This window comes from Stenotrophomonas sp. 10L48, from assembly GCF_056395105.1.
This window is the reverse complement of the sequence record NZ_JBFTIX010000004.1, coordinates 175,111-190,301: the sequence shown is the minus strand read 5'-3', so window position 1 is coordinate 190,301 and position 15,191 is coordinate 175,111. Positions and strand designations below refer to the sequence as shown.

The following is a 15,191-nucleotide window of genomic DNA, read 5'->3' as shown; positions in this document are numbered from 1 at the left end:
AAGGTGACGCCGCGATGCCTCAGACTCCCCCTGCCAACGACTACGACGTGGTCATCGTCGGCGCTAGTTTTGGTGGTGCCGCCTGCGCACTTGCCGCCGCTCAGTACGGCCTGCGCGTCTGCGTGCTCGAGCGCAAGGCCGACCCTGGCGAACGCCTGCACACCACCGGTATCGTGGTGAAGGAGGCGATGGAACAGACCTGGCTGGGGCGCATGCCCGATCATCTCGTGCAACGCGTCGCACGCGTGCGCCTGTATGCGCCGAACCTGCACAACGTGCTGCTGACCGCACCGGGTTACTACTTCCTCACCACCGATACGCCGAACCTGATGCGCTGGCTGGCCAGCGAACTGCGTGCCAATGGCGTGGACCTGCGTCTGCAGCAGTCGTTCACCGACGCCTGCCGCGACGGCGACGCGTGGCAGGTTGAAGGGGTGGGGCGCACGGCCTATCTGGTCGGCGCTGATGGCGCACGATCACGTGTTGCCCAGCGTACCGGCCTGGGCCAGGTGCGCGACAATCTGTATGGCGTCGAGCGCGAGTTTGCCGGCGTGCAGCTGCCGGAAGGCGATGCCTTGCACTGCTTTGTCAGCCGCCGATTCGCATCCGGCTACATCGGCTGGGCCGCGCAGAACCCCACCGGCGTGCAGGTGGGATTGGCGCTGCGGCATGATCCCGCACATGCACGCGCGCCGGATATCGAGGGATTCCTTGAACACGTGCGCGACGTTGTGGGACTTCCGCACTCGGCCCAGGTTGCCGGCACCCGCGCGGGGCTGGTGCCCTGCGGGTTGCCGGATGGCCCGATCACCGCGCCGGGCGTGATCCTGACCGGTGATGCGGCAGGTGTTGTTTCGCCGCTGTCGGCCGGCGGCATCCACTCGTCATGGCGGCATGGCTGGGCGGTCGGTGATGCGATCGGGTTGCACCGGCGCGGCAAGGGGCCGGCCGCAGAGCAGGTGGCGCGTCAGGCGGCCCCCACCTTTCACCGCAAGCGCATGCTGCGCTGGGCAATGGACCACCTGCAGCAGGACTGGCCGGTCAATGCGCTGCTGCGTACCGGCCCGATGCGCCGGCTGGCCGAGCAGATCTACTTCCATCGGCGGGGCGTGTGGATGTGATCCTGAAGCTGAACGCTGCTTCATGAGGGGGCAGCAGAATCCTGTTGACGCCGTGCAGCAATCCCGACACAATAGCGCTCCTTCGACGCAGGTCGAACGGAATCTGCGGGAATAGCTCAGTTGGTAGAGCGCAACCTTGCCAAGGTTGAGGTCGCGAGTTCGAGTCTCGTTTCCCGCTCCAGATTCAGAAAAACGCTCCCGCAAGGGGGCGTTTTTCGTTTGCGCACCGGAAAGGGATTGCGATCGCGCTAGCGCGGGCTGCCTCGGCCCGCACCGCACCAGGTTCGCACGTCCGCACGATCGAAGCCGGCGCAGGCGTTCTTCCGCGTGATGTACAGATACGGGGCGTCGGCCCGGTAGGTGAAGTGGTAGTAGTAGTTCCGGTCCTGGCCGTACAACCAGTAGTTCGACGAGCCCTCGTTGATCACGTAGGGCTCGAAGGAAAAGATCGACGACTGCGCGGGAATGAAGTTGCTGCGGTCCATCAGCAGCATGGCCGCGTTCGACGCCAACGGAGTGGTCAGGCAGATCGCCGTCGTACCCACGATGAGCACGGTCGCGAAGATGCCGAGCGTGCGGCGAAGGGCGGATTTCAAGCGTATTGCCTGCCAGTGTAAGCGTTCAGGACAATGTGCCGCAGCGCCCGCGGACAGTCCAGCGTTCAGCTTGGCGGCGCCGATGAAAGGCTGTGGAAAGGCCGAGGGTTCGCAATGCATGCACCGCACACGCGCTGTAACGCACCTCCGACCGATTCTCCATGTCCACTCCACAATCGCGGCGTAGCCTCCTCGGCTTCTCTCTCCACGAAGGCGGGCGGGTGGCCAGTCGCATCACTTTCCCGGCAGCGTTCGCGCGCCGGTATGCCGTCGTCCCACGCATCGTCCTGGGTACCGGGGCGCTGCTGACCAGCATGATGCTGGTGGGCTGCATGTCGGTGCCGGTTCCCGATCTGCCTGATCGCGTACCAGCAGTCTGGAGTCAGACCGCGGCAGGGCAGGGCGTAGCGGTCGACGCGCGGCAGTGGTGGAAGGTGCTGGCCGATGCGCGCTTGAACGCGCTGGTGGACGAGGCCGTCGCCGGCAATCTGGACCTGCGCCAGGCCACCCTGCGGTTGCAGGCGGTACGCCTGCTGTCGGGCACCTCCGATGCGCGCTTCCGTCCGGAAATCTCCGCCAGTGCCAAGCAGGTGCAGGACGCCGCCGCGGTCGACACGTACTTCCACGCCGGCGTTGAAGCGATCTGGGATCTTGGCCTGTTTGGCGCAGCGGAGAGTGCCCGTCTGAGCGCGCAGGCGGCCAACGGAAATGCCGAAGCACTGCGCGATGCGGCACAGGTGGCGGTCATCGCTGATGTGGTGCGCAGCTACCTGGATCTTTCCGTCGCGCAGGCGCAGGTGGATCTGCTGGGCAGGCAGCAGGCCGTTGACGCACGTGGCGAGCAACTGGGCCTGGTTCGGCAGCGCCTGCATCTGGACGAGCCCGGTGAACTGGATCGCCTGCGCGCGCGGCGGGCGGCCACGCGCGCGGCCATTGCACAGGCGAATGAGAACGCGGGCAACGCCTCGCGCGCGTTGGCGCTGCTGCTGGGTCGCGATGGTCCGGATCCGGCCTGGAATGCCTACCGCACGCCACCGCAGTTGAGCGCCTTCACCCTGCAGCAGGTGCCGGCCGACCTGCTGCGCCATCGCCCGCAGATCCTGCTGGCCGAGGCCGATGTGCTGCAGGCTGCCGCCGAAAAGGGCAGTGCACGCGCGTCGATGTTCCCGAAACTGAGCCTGGGCGGTTCCATCCTTTACGCCTACAACCTGACCCAGAACGCTCGCTCCAACTCTGATTCCAGCCCATCGATTGGTCCCTACATCGATATCCCTCTGTGGGATTGGGGCCAACGTCGCGCGCGCTATCAATCCGACGACAAGCAGCTGGATGCAGCCCTGCTGGGGTATCGCAAGGCAGTGCTGCAGGGCGTGGCGGAAGTGGAGGGTGCACTGGGCAGCCTGGCCCGCCAGGACAGCAGCATCCAGTCGCTGCAGGTGGCCGACGAAGCAGCCCGGCAGCAGGTCGCACGACAGGCCCGGCAGGTGCAGCTTGGTCTTTCCAGTGAGTTCGACGGGTTGGAAACCCAGCGTGCCGCGCTGTCCGCGCAGGCCGACCTGATCGGCGCGCAGGGTGCTCGCGTACTTGCATTCGCATCGCTCTATCGCGCAGTGGGCGGTGCTCCCTTGCCAGCCGAGCCTGAAGGCGACGCGCAATGATCGCGCTTGCCCGCAAGACCCTGGTTTACGAGTGGCGCCGTTTCCTGCCGGTAGTGCTGGCCATGTGTTTCGCCGGCGTGCTGCTGATCGTGCAGGCGGCACTGGTGCTGGGCATCTTCGGCACCGCCGCGATCTACGTGAAGGCGTCCAGCGCCGATGTCTGGGCGGGCTTTGCCGGCACGCAGAGCGTGAACTACGGTCATGCGATCAGTGCGGATGTAGAGAATCGCCTGCGGATGGACCCGGATGTCACCCGCGTCGAACCCTACGAGTGGGTCGATGGCGAGTGGCGCTCCAGCGCACAGGGTGCCGGCAACGTGTCGGTCTATCTGTCCGGCATCTCCACGGCAGGCGACGCGATGATGTTCTCGCGCATCCTGTCGCCCGATCTGCGTGCCCGGTTGCGCGAACCCGGTGCGGTGATCGTCGACAGCGCGGACCTGGATACGCTGGGCGTCGATCTGCACCGCAACCGCGCGTGGATCAATGGCAAGGCCGTGCGTGTGGTTGCAGCGCAACCCGGCCTGCGTGGCCTTGGCGGCGTCAACGTGCTGGCGTCTTTGGATACCGCGCGTGCCATCGCCGGAACCGATCCGCATGAAGGCAGCACCTATTTCGTGGCGGGCACGCGCTCACCGGAGCTGGCCGCGCGCGTGCGCGATCGCCTCAGTGCATCGACGGGCCGCGCCACGCCCGTCGAGTTCTGGACAGCGCCGGAGTTCGCCAGTCGTTCGCAGCAATACTGGCTGTTCGATACCGGCGCCGGCATCGCAGTGCTGTTCATGGCGGTCATTGTCTGCTTCGTCGGCGCGGTGATCACCAACCAGTCATTTGCCGCAGTGGTGGCCGGGTCGGTACGCGAGTACGCCACCCTCAATGCGCTCGGCGCAGGCCGCTACGCCCTGGCTCGTGTGGTGTTCGAACAGGCCGTGCTGATCGGTGGTGTCGGCATGCTGCTGGCCGCAGCCTTCAGCGCGGTGGTGCTGATGGCCGCGCAGACCCAGCGCGTACCGGTACAGCTCACGCCGATGGTGGTTCTTGGCTGCGTGGCGCTGGTCGCGGTGATGGCCATGCTGTCGAGCATCATGGCGGTGCGCAGCGTCGTCCGTTCCGATCCATCGCTGCTGTTGCGTTGAGGGGCCACCGATGACGAATGCTCCCATCGCGATCCCGACCCTGCGTGCCGACGCACTCGAAAAGGGCTTCGTGTCCGGCGATGTGCATGTGCCCGTGCTGCGTGGCCTGTCGTTGGACATCTATCCCGGCGAATTGACCCTGGTATCGGGCCCCTCCGGCTGCGGCAAGAGCACGCTGCTGTCGCTCATGTCCGGGCTCTCAACGCCTGATGGCGGTCGCGTGCATGCGCTTGGCCAGGACGTCAGCCACATGACCCGCAGCGAGGTGGAGCGCTTCCGTCTGCACCACGTCGGTTTCGTGTTCCAGGGCTTCAACCTGTTCCCGGCGCTGACGGCGCTGGAGCAGGTGCAGCTGCCATTGGGCTATCGCGGCATGCGCAACCGCGACAGCGAGCCGTTGGCTCGGCAGGCGCTGGACGAAGTCGGCCTCTCGCACCGCAGCCACATGCGCCCGGCACAGCTGTCCGGCGGCGAGAAGCAGCGCGTAGCCGTCGCCCGTGCGTTCGCCAAGTCACCCACGCTGATCTTCGCCGATGAGCCCACCAGCGCACTGGACGCCGAGAACGGCCAGCGCGTGATCGACATCCTGCACCGCTATGCACGAGCGCATCAGGCCACGGTGTTGTGTGTAAGCCACGATCCACGCCTGATCCGCCATGCGGATCGGGTGATCGCCATGGAAGACGGCACGGTCCGCGATGACCGCCGCCAGAACGAAACCGTAGAGCACAGCCCATGACCAGAATGCCGCGATTGTTCTCCCTCAGCTTCTCCTTGGGCGCGACATTGCTGCTGGGTGCCTGCAGCAAGGATGCACCCGTACCCGCGCAGCCGACCGCTGCCACGTCCGCCAGCGCGGACAACGTCGCCGTCGCCCGCGGCATCATCGATGTGGAAGGCGGGCTGATTGCACTGGTACCAGCGATGGATGGTTCGGTCAGCGCCGCGCCGGTGAAGGAAGGGGCGGTGGTGCGCAAGGGCGATGTCCTGCTCACCCTGGATGGCGCACTGCTTGAACAGGAGGTGGGCATGGCCAATGCCGATCTCGCGCTGGCCACCGACCGGCTGAAGGGCAGTCAGGCGCAGCTGCGCGAACTGGAGCGCAACGCCACCCGCCTGGCCACCGGCGCCAGTGAAGGCGTGTCGTCCAGCCAGCAGGCCGACGCAGCCAGGCAGCAGCTGGCCGGCGTCCGCGCCGATGTGGATGTGGCCGGAGCGCAGGTCGACATGGCCCAGCACAAGCTGGAGCACGCCAGGCTCAAGCTGCGACAGATGTTGCTGACCGCACCGGACGCCGGCATCGTGGTCGGCCAGGTGCCGGGCGTGGGTGCGTTCGTGCAGGCCGGCAAGCCGGCGATGTCACTGTTGCCGGCGCGACCGTTGCAGGTGCGTGCCGAGCTGAGTGCGGCCTACGCCGATGCCGTGCAGGTTGGCATGCGTGCGACGGTGGTGATCGATAGCGATGGCGCAGAGGGCAAGCCACTGCCGGTGGCACGTGTGGTCCGCATCAGCCCGGTGTTCGCGCAGGCACGATTGCCCGAAGACGCAGGGCGCGGCGTGGCCAAGGTGGTGGAGTGCGTGCTGGAATTCGAGAGCGCCGCCAAGGCGCGCGTCGGCCAACATGTGCGGGTGGAGTTCCACAGGTAGGGGCGTGCTTCGCTAGGGGCGTGCGCGTCGGGTCTGTTTCCCGGCCAACGCCCGCCACGCACTGGCCAGCGTCACCACGCACAGCGCCAGCAGCAATCCCACATCCAGAAGCAGCAGCCACAGCAGGTGCATTCCCTGCACCGGCGCCTGGTGCAGGGCGGCGGCCAGCCACGGGAACGACCAGGCCAGCAGCAGCACCAGGGCGATCAGCAGCCGCAACCACACGCGCCCTGGTTTCCAGGGACGCACGATCAGCACGGTGACCAACAGTTCCGCTCCGGCCAGTACAGCGAACTGGATGACCGCGCCGGTGGGGTAGGGCAGGGTTGCGCCTTCGAAGTGGCGCAGCATCCAATAGTCCGGGGTGAAGCCTGCATTGATCAGTGCAGCAATCACCGCAAGCCAGGCCAGGGCGACAAGGCTCCAGCACAGGCGGGCGAAACGAGGTCTCGTGGGCGGGTTCATCGGTGCTGCGGACTGTTGACGGCGTGAAGGAATTTGGACACAATAGCGCTCCTTCGACGCAGGTCGGAGAATCTGCGGGAATAGCTCAGTTGGTAGAGCGCAACCTTGCCAAGGTTGAGGTCGCGAGTTCGAGTCTCGTTTCCCGCTCCAGATTGCACAGGGCCCCGGTTGGGGCCTTGTTTTTCTCCCGCCATGGCAAGGCGGGGCACGTTGAGCCACAAGGCTCTTCGCGCAGTCAGAAAAGTGAAAACTGTTGTGAAATGGCTGGTGTGTGTCCCGGGCTTCCGGTACCATGACGGCTTATGCGGGAATAGCTCAGTTGGTAGAGCGCAACCTTGCCAAGGTTGAGGTCGCGAGTTCGAGTCTCGTTTCCCGCTCCATGTTTCGACAGGCCCCATCGCGGGGTTTTGTCATGTCAGGGGCGTCGTTCCTGATCGCAGTACGTTGGCCTCATGGCAGAGTGGCTATGCACCGGATTGCAAATCCGTTTACAGCGGTTCGATTCCGCTTGAGGCCTCCAATTGAAAAGCCCTGACTTCGGTCAGGGCTTTTTTCTTTGTGCGGACCCCTGGCGCCAGCAGGGGTACCAAACTGCACATGCGACCCGGCGGGACCGGCTGCTAACGTCGCCGCACTCCTCTTCAGCGGTGGTGACTGCAGTGCGGAACCTGGCCATCCAGCAAGCGGTATACGTTCCTCTCGGCGCCATGCTGGCGCTGATCGCTTTTGCATTCACCGTGCCCGGCTACCACCCGCTCTCCCAGCACCTCAGCGAGCTGGGCCTGATGCCGGGGCTGCCAGCCAAGGCGGTGCAGGTCGGCGCGGTGGTCAGTGGCTCGGCCATCATCGTCTTCAGCCTTGCGTTGCTCGCGCAAGGTCGCCGTTTCGCGCTCACTGTGCTCACTTCCCTCCTGTTCGGCGTGTCCATGGTCAGCAATGGCGTCTTCACCACGGGCAGTCCGCTGCATGGCCTCTATGGCATCGGCATCTTCTCGATCCTGACCCCGCTGCTGTTCCTGGCCGAGCTGGGCCCTGCTGCGTCGACGCGTATGGTCTGGATTGCGCGCGTCACTTCGCTGCTGGGGATGGCCTATCTGTGGCTGATGCTTTCCGGCTTCGACCCGGAGCCCTATCGCGGCCTCACCCAGCGCATCGCGCTGCTGCCGGCGTTCGGCTGGTACACCTTCGCCGCGCTGGAGCTGCGTCGATCCCGCATCTGAATCAGAGGCCTCTGCTGCCTCCTCGTTGGCAGCGTGCAGCCAAGGGTTCATGCAGTCGGCGGCAAAGGATCGTCAGCGCGGAAATTGCGCGCCACCGGCGTGGTGGTGCCCACATAGTGGCGGAACAGGTAGATCAACGGTGCCCAGCGCTGCACGTCGATGTGCTGGGTTCCGGCAACGGTGATCGCCTCGTGCGCATGCACCCGGCAGATCCGTCCTTCGATGATCATGAAGCCCTGATCCTGCGTTCCGCTGGGCCGGTGCGAGGCGAGCAGCGTGACCTCCACCTGCAGCGGGCATTCGGCAATCGCCGGCGGTGCCACCTGCACCGAATCGACGCGGCTGAAGCCGCCCAGTGCGAACTTGTCAGGCACATGCACGTACCCCATCGCACGCTTCGATTCCGGCACCGGGGTGCGGGCGGTGGCGCGGGCGATGGCTTCAACCTGCGCCGCCTGCGTGGCATCTGCGAAGTTCAGTACGCATTCGCCGCGTGCCAGAAGGTTGCTGCAGCCTTGGCCCTGTTCGCCGATACCGAGCACCACGCGGTCGCCCAGCGCCCAGAATGATGAAAGCGGACTGATGTTCGCACTGCCGTCTTCATTCAACGTGGTCATCAGCACCACCGGTGTTCCCGGGTAGAGCACGGAGGGGGTGATGCAGCGGCGCTGGAAGTCTTGCGGTGGCATGTCTGAGCTCGTGGCGTGCGGGCGATGACTGTGCACTGTGCAGGGGAGCGCATGCTTCGATCCGGGTCGAACGATGCGCGGAAAGCGGCATGCCACAATGCGGCCATGGTCCAGACGTCCCGCTCCTTCATCCATGTCGGCACGCTGGTCGGTGACCATGCACGCGCGGCCATGCTGTTGACGTTGATGGATGGCCGGGCGCACACGGCGTCCGAGCTGGCCGGCGTGGCTGGCATCTCGCCGCAGACGGCAAGCAGTCATCTACGGCGGTTGCTCGACGGCGGCATCCTGGCCGTGGAGGTGCAGGGACGCCACCGCTATCACCGGATTGCCTCGACCGAGGTCGCCGACATGCTGGAAGGCATCCTGCGTTTCAGCGATCAACGGCCACCGCTTTCTCCACGAGCGGTACGAGTTGATGCCGGCTTCCGCCGGGCGCGCACCTGCTACCGGCACTTGGCGGGTAAATACGCCGTCGCCATCTGCGACCACCTGCTGACCATCGGGGCGATCTCCACGGCTGCAGACCATTGGCAGATGACGTCCCATGGCGCCGCCATCCTGCGCGCGGTGGGTCAGCCGCTGGAAGCGTTGATCGCGCGATCGCCACAGGTGACGCCCGCGCGATACTGCCGCGGCTGCCTGGACTGCACCGAGCGGCGCCCGCACATGGCCGGCATGGTGGGTGAAGCACTGCTGGAGAGTTTCCTGCAGAACCACTGGCTGCGTCGCCTCGCGGGGCGGCGCGACCTGCAGGTCACACCTGCCGGGCAGGAGGCATTCCGCAGGCTGTTCGACGTACGCGCCTGAAGCCCGCCGCGCGCCGCCGGCAGTCTCAGCCGGCCACGACATTGCGACGGGGTATGGTCGGAGTCCTGGTCTTCGGGAGCAGCAATGGCAGGCAAGGACATGAGGGGCCGCATGCACGATGCGGCTGGTCGGCAATGAGCAGGTCAACCGCAGATGTGCGCTGGCTTACTTTCCGGCTGAAGAACGGGCAGTCCATCGGCCCCGATCAACTGAAGGATGGCTGGGTCGTCGCCTCGGAGAGCCGTCATTGTGATGTGCGCCGGGAGAGTATCGAGGGCGCTGGCGTGGTCTATGCCCTGTATGGCCCGCCGGATCTTCCGTCTCCGCGCCGCGCCGAACTGCGCATGCGCGACTTCCTCATGCGCTCCGGCTATACCTTCACAATGGGTACGCTCGGCCACTGATGCGGTCGGCTGCTCAGAAGGGAGCCGCGGCTGCCTTCAACGCCTCGACCACCTGTGAATCCGCAAAGCCGCAGTGGCCTTCGCCCACCGCAGGCAGTACGCGCGGCAATGGCGTGGCGCCAGCGTGCTCGGCCAGCTGCGGATACACCGTCTGCATGCGCGGCACGATGCTCGGGTCGTTGTTGTTGAACTGGATCACCAGCGGTCGCTTGAGCGCGCCGGTCAACGCCAGCTTTTCGCGCACGTATCGCTGTGCCGGCGCAGCAGGTGCCAGCCGCTGCACGCCCGCGTTGAACGCCTTGTCGTCACCGAATCCGCGGTAGACGGTCCTCACGTTGCCGACCGGCATGCCGCCGGCGCGCGTGGCCAGTTCGTGCAGGATCATCGCGTGCAGGCTGATCGTGCCCGGCAATGCCTCCACGCTTACCTGCAGCCGTGCAGCCAGTTGCGCAGCCACGGCCGGCCGGGTCTGAAGCGCGGCGGCGATGCCTTGATAGAGCTCCATCTGCGGCAGTGCCGCAGCTTCCGCCGATGCCAGGCCCTGCCGGGGCAGTCCCTTGGGCTCGGGGAAGAAATAGTCGAACGCCACCAGAGTGGTCAGCAGGTCGTTGGCCAGTTGTTCGCCGGGCAGGTTGGCCCCGCACAGCGACACGCCTCCGGCGTAGTTCCGTGGCAGGCGTTCGAGGGTGGCGATGGCCACCGCACCGCCCATCGAAAAGCCGAGAATCCAGGTGCGACGCACGTCCTTCAATTCGGACGCGGCGTGCGCGCGCAGGCGTTCCATGTCCACGATCGCATCTGCCACTGCCCAGCCCTGGCTGGCATAGGCGCTCTGCGCCACGGCATAGCCCGCTGCAAGCAGGCTGGCGGTGCTGTCGTTGGCCGGCATCGGTGATGGCTGCGGCACGCCCACCGGTTCATAGCCATGCGCCAGCATCACCAGTTCGCCGTTCCAGCCGGCGGGCACGTCCAGGCGCCAGCGCGCGCCCTGCAGCTCACCGCTGGAGGTGCGTGACGGGGCGGGCGGCGCGGCGGCCTGCGACACGTGCGGCAGCAGCAGGACCAGTGCCAGGACCAGCCGGTGGAAGGTTCGCATCATGGTCTTTGCCCTGGCCGGTGCGGTCTGCGCGGAAGGTGCCGCCTGTATAGCGCTGCCCCTGCACGGTGGCTAGCCCCTGACGCAATGCAATCGAATTCGATACGATCTGCCGTATCTGCTCCCTTCCATTTGATCTGGGGTCCCGCCATGGTCGATCGCCTCGCCATCCTGCTCGAACGCTTCGCGGTCACCGCCTCGGTGTTCCATGCCGGCGCGCTGTGCGGCATCAACAGCCTGGAGGCCGAAGGCGACGCCGGCCAGCTGCACCTGGTGCGGCGCGGTCCGTTGCAGGTCAGTCATGGCACGCAGACGGTGCAGGTCGACGTTCCCAGCCTGCTGCTGTATCCGCGCCCGCTGCCACACCGCTTCCACACCGATCCACAGCATGGCGCGGACATGGCCTGCGCCAATCTCCATTTCGAGGGCGGCAGGCTCAACCCGATCAGTGCCGCGCTGCCCGATTTCATCTGCCTGCCGTTGGCCGAACTGTATGGCGGCCATGCCGCCCTGGAGCTGTTGTTCGAGGAGGCATTCGAGCAGCGCTGCGGTCGCACGGTGATGGTCAACCGCCTGTTCGAGGTGGTGATGATCCAGGTGCTGCGGCAGTTGATGGAGGGGGGCGAGATGCGCGGCGGCCTGTTCGCCGGGCTTGGCCATCCACGGCTGCGGTTGGCGCTGGTGGCCATGCACGAGGCACCCGCCCAGGCCTGGACACTGGAAGATCTGGCCGATGTTGCAGGCATGTCGCGCAGCGTGTTCGCCGCCAGTTTCCGCGAGGCCATGGGAACCACGCCCGGGCAGTATCTGCAGGGCTGGCGGGTAGGCCTGGCGCAGCAGGCGTTGCGGCAGGGGCGACCGTTGAAACGGATCGCCGACGAGGTTGGCTATGGCAGCGAGGCCGCGTTGTCTCGGGCGTTCAAGGCACACACCGGGCAATCGCCACGGCAGTGGCGCGGACAGGCGCGCGCTGCTGCCGGCTGACTGTTACCCCAGCGCGAGCCGGGTCAGCTTCATGCCGGCGAACAGCCCGGCCAGGCCCAGTGCTACCGAGCCGCCGGCGTACAGTGCGGCCAGGCCATGCTGGCCCCGCTGCAGCAGCAGGCCGGTTTCCAGCGAGAAGGTGGAGAACGTGGTGTAGCCACCAAGAATGCCGGTGGCCAGCAGCAGGCGCAGTTGCGGCGACGCGCCGTTGCGCAGCGCAAACGCCTCCACCACCACGCCCATCAGCACGGCGCCGCTGATGTTGACCAGGAACGTCGACCAGGGCCAGGTGCTGCCGGCGGCCACGCGGGCGCCGATCAGGTTGCAGGCATGGCGCAGGCAGGCGCCGACACCGCCGCCGAGGAATACCAGCACATAGTTGTTGAACGTCTGCATTGCTTGCCTCGAGTGCGTGTTCGCAGGTTCGACGGCGGACGCAATGGCGGGCACGGCCTGCCATCGACGAACGCCGGGTTCGTCTCAGCAGGAGCCATCAGCCATCTCAGGCGGTTATCGGGGGAGCCCCATCCCCATCGACGGACATGCTACCAGCCCGCGATGGGTCAGGGCAGGGCAGTCATCACCACGCGTGCGACCTTACCGCGGCTGACGCCCTCCATCAGCAGGTCATGGGCCATCAACCCCAGCGTGGCCTCGCGACGGTAGCCCACCTCAAGTCCGCGCTCGTCAAGGATGTGGGCGACCAGCTCATAGGCCGCTTGCCAGACATCCAGATGGGCTTCGCTGGGCATGTGCATGTAGGCCGTGCCGCGCTCGCCGACTCCCCGTCCCAGCGGGCCGAACAGCAGCTCGCGTGGGTCCAGCTTCACCGCATCGGCAATGCGGAACAGCTGTTCGGCTTTCACGTGGTTGGCCTTGACGTGGTCGTTGAGCCAGTTGCTGACCGTTGCCGTCGTCGTTTCGGCGGCACGCGCCAGGTCGGCAGGGCGTGCATGCCCGGCGTCCTTCATGGCGACCGCGAGTCGTTGTCCAAGAGTATTCATCTATGCAAGCCAGCTTAACGCGTGGAAGCGAAAGAGGCCTTGGCGCAAGAATAAGTTTGATGATGAAAGGGATCGAAAATGGACGAATTCTGGAGCAAGCGGCAGGTCCGCACGCGGCTGGGCTTTTCCACCGACGCAGAGCTCGCCAGGTTGTTTGGAATCAGCAGATCCGCTGTCTCGCAATGGCCCAGAGGCTTTCCCATCCCGCCGCTCAGGCGCTACATCCTGCAGCAGCGATACCCTGCGTTGTTCCCGATGGATGACGACTCGCACGATGAAACCGCATGAGATGCGTCGAGGGTTGTCGCAGACAAGCCGCCAAGATCGATTTGCTAAGTATGCTTAGCAACATAGACAGAATCGATCGACGTGTCCCCAGCGATGGTCCGATCTGTGATGGCTACCCGGGTTCGCCGGCTGGCTTTGTCGACATCGGCACGGACGTTTCTGATCCCGGTCGCTACGGCCTTTCATGAACGATTAATAATTTCAATCGCGAAAGTCGCGGCCTGTAATTGACGTGTCGTGAAATCTATGACTAATTGGCATCAACCGGCTGTGAAGGCCGGGAGTCTTTCAGTAGCTCGCAAGTGAATCGGTCGACCGTCAACGATGCAGAACAAGTCCAACGGAGGTCGTATGGAATACGGCATGCATGGCTTGGCTGAACGGGTACGCCGCGAACTGGAAGCCAGTTATCACAAACACGGATGCGGTCCGGCGTTCTGGGATACCTACCAGCAGGTGCTTGATCGTCTGGTTCCGCAGGGGACCGGGCGAACCGATGTCACCAATGAAATGGCGCTGATCATCGAACAACTGGGCATCGTCCGCCGCGCCCAGCTGGTACCGCCGCGCCCGGGCGACCCGGGCTGATTCAGAGCAGGCGCCAAGCGCCGCACACCAGCAGCGCCAGCAGCAACGAAGCCAGGGCCGTGGTGCGGGGGCGCCACCACCGGCGCGGCTGGCCTGCCATCACCTGCGGGCTGCAGTAGCGCACCAGGCTGGGGCCGAAACCGGCCTGATGCTGCTGCTGCGTGCACGCTTCCAGGCAGGCACCGCAGGCCAGGCAGTCGGCCTGTGGGCCATGGCGGATGTCCAGCTGCATCGGGCACGCGCGCACGCAGGCCATGCAATCGAGGCAGTCGCCCAGCCGATCCGCGCTGAAGGTGGGCATCGGTCCGGCCAGCAGCGGATGCGCGGCACGGAAGACATAGTCCTGCGCGGTGGTCGGATCGAGCAGGCCGCGACCGCGGCCGAGCACGCCGCCCAATGCCGGCGGGCGGGCGCCGCGCGGCTCGCCGCGGCGTGGGTCATACAACATGCGCGGGGTGTGCGGGTCGGTCAGCAACGGCTGCATGCGCGCGAACGGACAAAGTGATCGGCACACCTGCTCGCGCAGGAACCCGGCATTGCCCCACGTGGCGCCGGCATAGAACAGCACCCAGAAGGTCTCCCAGCCACTCCATGCGCCATCGAACGCGCCGGTGACCAGTTCGCGGATCGGGCTGAACAGCCCGACGAACGTGATCCCGGTCCACAGCGACAGCAGCAACCAGGCCAGCTGGGTGGCCGGCCGCGCCAGCTTCGCCGGCAGCACGCGGGCCAATGCCTGCGCGATTCCGTCGAACGCTCGTGTCCATAGCGTCTGCGGGCAGGCATGTCCGCACCACACGCGACCAGCCAAGTGGGTGAGCAGGGCCAGACCCACCGCCATCACCGCCAGCAGCCCCAGCAACACACCGATGTCATCCGGCCACAGGGTCCAGGCGAACAGGTCGAAGCGGCGCGCGTTGAGGTCCAGCAGCAGGGCCTGGCGTCCATCCCACTGCAGCCACGGCAGCGCATGGAACAGGACCAGCAATGCAAGGCCCAAGGTGCGGCGCCAACGCCATGCGCGCAGGGGCGAGGATGCGGTGATGCTCATCCCAGTGGCAGCTCCTCATCCTCTTCGTTCGGCATCGGCCGCAGCAGGTAGCCGGTCACCGCGCTGGAAAGTGCGGTGACCGCCCAGAACATGAAGAAACCTGCGGTGTAGCCCAGCTCACGGCTGATGGCCGTACCCGGGAAGCTGATCGCCTGCAGCCGCAGTGGATCGACGAAGGCGAAGAACACCACGCAGGCCAGGCCGGCGGCGATGAAGCTGGGCCACAGGACTGCACCCCAATGCTGGATACGCCGCTGGCGGCTGGAAGTCGGTGTGTTCATGCGGGTTCGGGTTGAAGAAGAGGGCGGCGCGTATACTTCGCCGTGGTTGGCGCAGCATCCGCAGGGCATGCTTCCTGCAAGCGTGCCAGCCTAGGTGCGCCGCAGTGCGCTGACATTGATCTGGATCAACAGCGGTGGTGGCGGCATGCGGCA

The 15,191-nt window shown here is 66.0% G+C and carries 19 protein-coding genes, 4 tRNA genes and 1 riboswitch; of the genes, 15 read left to right on the top strand and 8 right to left on the bottom strand.

Translation table 11 applies throughout. The features are described 5' to 3' along the window. The first annotated feature begins 14 nt into the window (after nucleotides 1-14). Complete coding sequence (locus AC1DCU_RS08285) at nucleotides 15-1,121, top strand: NAD(P)/FAD-dependent oxidoreductase (RefSeq protein WP_442251047.1); 1,107 nt, start codon at nucleotides 15-17, stop codon at nucleotides 1,119-1,121. Nucleotides 1,122-1,226: 105 nt separating this feature from the next. After that, a tRNA-Gly gene (locus AC1DCU_RS08280) sits at nucleotides 1,227-1,302 on the top strand. 67 nt (nucleotides 1,303-1,369) lie between these two features. Here the strand turns inward: AC1DCU_RS08280 and AC1DCU_RS08275 are convergent. After that, entirely contained in the window at nucleotides 1,370-1,717 is a 348-nt protein-coding gene (locus AC1DCU_RS08275) for a hypothetical protein (RefSeq protein WP_227416593.1), read from the bottom strand. 161 nt (nucleotides 1,718-1,878) lie between these two features. Here AC1DCU_RS08275 and AC1DCU_RS08270 point away from each other — a divergent pair, with 161 nt between their 5' ends. From AC1DCU_RS08270 to AC1DCU_RS08255, 4 genes are read left to right on the top strand one after another with little or no spacing between them, the layout of a single operon-like run. Continuing rightward, entirely contained in the window at nucleotides 1,879-3,375 is a 1,497-nt protein-coding gene (locus tag AC1DCU_RS08270; RefSeq protein ID WP_442251048.1) for a TolC family protein, read from the top strand. Further along, on the top strand, nucleotides 3,372-4,511 hold the full coding sequence (locus tag AC1DCU_RS08265) for an ABC transporter permease (RefSeq protein ID WP_100436061.1): 1,140 nt from the start codon (nucleotides 3,372-3,374) through the stop codon (nucleotides 4,509-4,511). The genes AC1DCU_RS08270 and AC1DCU_RS08265 overlap by 4 nt, the downstream gene beginning before the upstream one ends. Before the next feature lie 10 nt (nucleotides 4,512-4,521). After that, complete coding sequence (locus AC1DCU_RS08260; protein ID WP_223482219.1) at nucleotides 4,522-5,250, top strand: ABC transporter ATP-binding protein; 729 nt, start codon at nucleotides 4,522-4,524, stop codon at nucleotides 5,248-5,250. Then, complete coding sequence (locus AC1DCU_RS08255) at nucleotides 5,247-6,158, top strand: HlyD family secretion protein (RefSeq protein ID WP_442251049.1); 912 nt, start codon at nucleotides 5,247-5,249, stop codon at nucleotides 6,156-6,158. Before AC1DCU_RS08260 ends, AC1DCU_RS08255 begins: the two co-directional genes overlap by 4 nt. Before the next feature lie 12 nt (nucleotides 6,159-6,170). Here the strand turns inward: AC1DCU_RS08255 and AC1DCU_RS08250 are convergent, their stop codons facing one another. Beyond that, nucleotides 6,171-6,623: a hypothetical protein gene (locus AC1DCU_RS08250; protein ID WP_442251050.1), complete on the bottom strand. Its 453-nt coding sequence runs from the start codon at nucleotides 6,621-6,623 to the stop codon at nucleotides 6,171-6,173. A 74-nt stretch (nucleotides 6,624-6,697) separates the two neighbouring features. Between AC1DCU_RS08250 and AC1DCU_RS08245 the strand changes: the two genes are divergently transcribed. From AC1DCU_RS08245 to AC1DCU_RS08230, 4 genes are all read left to right on the top strand, one after another. After that, nucleotides 6,698-6,773: transfer RNA gene (locus tag AC1DCU_RS08245), tRNA-Gly, on the top strand. 154 nt (nucleotides 6,774-6,927) lie between these two features. Continuing rightward, nucleotides 6,928-7,003 (top strand) — tRNA-Gly (locus AC1DCU_RS08240). 66 nt (nucleotides 7,004-7,069) lie between these two features. Then, nucleotides 7,070-7,143 (top strand) — tRNA-Cys (locus tag AC1DCU_RS08235). 187 nt (nucleotides 7,144-7,330) lie between these two features. Further along, the gene (locus tag AC1DCU_RS08230) at nucleotides 7,331-7,843 is read left to right on the top strand and encodes a DUF998 domain-containing protein (protein WP_442251051.1); all 513 of its coding nucleotides are present in this window, start codon (nucleotides 7,331-7,333) and stop codon (nucleotides 7,841-7,843) included. Between the two features lie 47 nt (nucleotides 7,844-7,890). On the opposite strand, the gene AC1DCU_RS08225 is transcribed toward AC1DCU_RS08230, so the two are convergent. Further along, nucleotides 7,891-8,532: a flavin reductase family protein gene (locus AC1DCU_RS08225; RefSeq protein WP_442251052.1), complete on the bottom strand. Its 642-nt coding sequence runs from the start codon at nucleotides 8,530-8,532 to the stop codon at nucleotides 7,891-7,893. Nucleotides 8,533-8,637: 105 nt separating this feature from the next. Here AC1DCU_RS08225 and AC1DCU_RS08220 point away from each other — a divergent pair, with 105 nt between their 5' ends. Both AC1DCU_RS08220 and AC1DCU_RS08215 read left to right on the top strand, forming a co-directional pair. Next, nucleotides 8,638-9,342, top strand: a complete 705-nt coding sequence (locus tag AC1DCU_RS08220) for an ArsR/SmtB family transcription factor (protein WP_442251053.1) — start codon at nucleotides 8,638-8,640, stop codon at nucleotides 9,340-9,342. Between the two features lie 134 nt (nucleotides 9,343-9,476). Next, entirely contained in the window at nucleotides 9,477-9,746 is a 270-nt protein-coding gene (locus AC1DCU_RS08215) for a hypothetical protein (protein WP_025875177.1), read from the top strand. 13 nt (nucleotides 9,747-9,759) lie between these two features. On the opposite strand, the gene AC1DCU_RS08210 is transcribed toward AC1DCU_RS08215, so the two are convergent. Beyond that, complete coding sequence (locus AC1DCU_RS08210) at nucleotides 9,760-10,842, bottom strand: alpha/beta hydrolase family protein (RefSeq protein ID WP_442251058.1); 1,083 nt, start codon at nucleotides 10,840-10,842, stop codon at nucleotides 9,760-9,762. Nucleotides 10,843-10,992: 150 nt separating this feature from the next. Between AC1DCU_RS08210 and AC1DCU_RS08205 the strand changes: the two genes are divergently transcribed. After that, nucleotides 10,993-11,826, top strand: a complete 834-nt coding sequence (locus AC1DCU_RS08205) for an AraC family transcriptional regulator (RefSeq protein ID WP_032976490.1) — start codon at nucleotides 10,993-10,995, stop codon at nucleotides 11,824-11,826. Nucleotides 11,827-11,829: 3 nt separating this feature from the next. On the opposite strand, the gene crcB is transcribed toward AC1DCU_RS08205, so the two are convergent. Together crcB and AC1DCU_RS08195 are read right to left on the bottom strand one after the other, a co-directional pair. Beyond that, a complete protein-coding gene (gene crcB, locus AC1DCU_RS08200) occupies nucleotides 11,830-12,222 on the bottom strand; it encodes a fluoride efflux transporter CrcB (protein ID WP_025875171.1) in 393 nt (130 codons plus the stop codon). Nucleotides 12,223-12,303: 81 nt separating this feature from the next. Further along, nucleotides 12,304-12,367, bottom strand: a riboswitch (Fluoride riboswitch). Between the two features lie 22 nt (nucleotides 12,368-12,389). Further along, the gene (locus AC1DCU_RS08195; RefSeq protein WP_223485056.1) at nucleotides 12,390-12,830 is read right to left on the bottom strand and encodes a helix-turn-helix domain-containing protein; all 441 of its coding nucleotides are present in this window, start codon (nucleotides 12,828-12,830) and stop codon (nucleotides 12,390-12,392) included. A gap of 78 nt (nucleotides 12,831-12,908) precedes the next feature. On the opposite strand from AC1DCU_RS08195, the gene AC1DCU_RS08190 reads away from it, so the two are divergent. Further along, nucleotides 12,909-13,118: a helix-turn-helix domain-containing protein gene (locus AC1DCU_RS08190; RefSeq protein WP_025875167.1), complete on the top strand. Its 210-nt coding sequence runs from the start codon at nucleotides 12,909-12,911 to the stop codon at nucleotides 13,116-13,118. Between the two features lie 351 nt (nucleotides 13,119-13,469). Next, nucleotides 13,470-13,706, top strand: coding sequence for a hypothetical protein (locus AC1DCU_RS08185; RefSeq protein WP_025875165.1), 237 nt, complete (start codon nucleotides 13,470-13,472; stop codon nucleotides 13,704-13,706). Nucleotide 13,707: 1 nt separating this feature from the next. On the opposite strand, the gene AC1DCU_RS08180 is transcribed toward AC1DCU_RS08185, so the two are convergent. Further along, nucleotides 13,708-14,757 carry a 4Fe-4S dicluster domain-containing protein gene (locus AC1DCU_RS08180; protein WP_032976491.1) on the bottom strand — a complete coding sequence of 350 codons (1,050 nt, stop codon included), beginning with the start codon at nucleotides 14,755-14,757 and terminating at the stop codon, nucleotides 13,708-13,710. Further along, nucleotides 14,754-15,038 (bottom strand): hypothetical protein, encoded by a 285-nt coding sequence (locus AC1DCU_RS08175; protein WP_032976492.1) that lies wholly within the window; start codon nucleotides 15,036-15,038, stop codon nucleotides 14,754-14,756. Before AC1DCU_RS08175 ends, AC1DCU_RS08180 begins: the two co-directional genes overlap by 4 nt. Nucleotides 15,039-15,191: the final 153 nt, after the last annotated feature.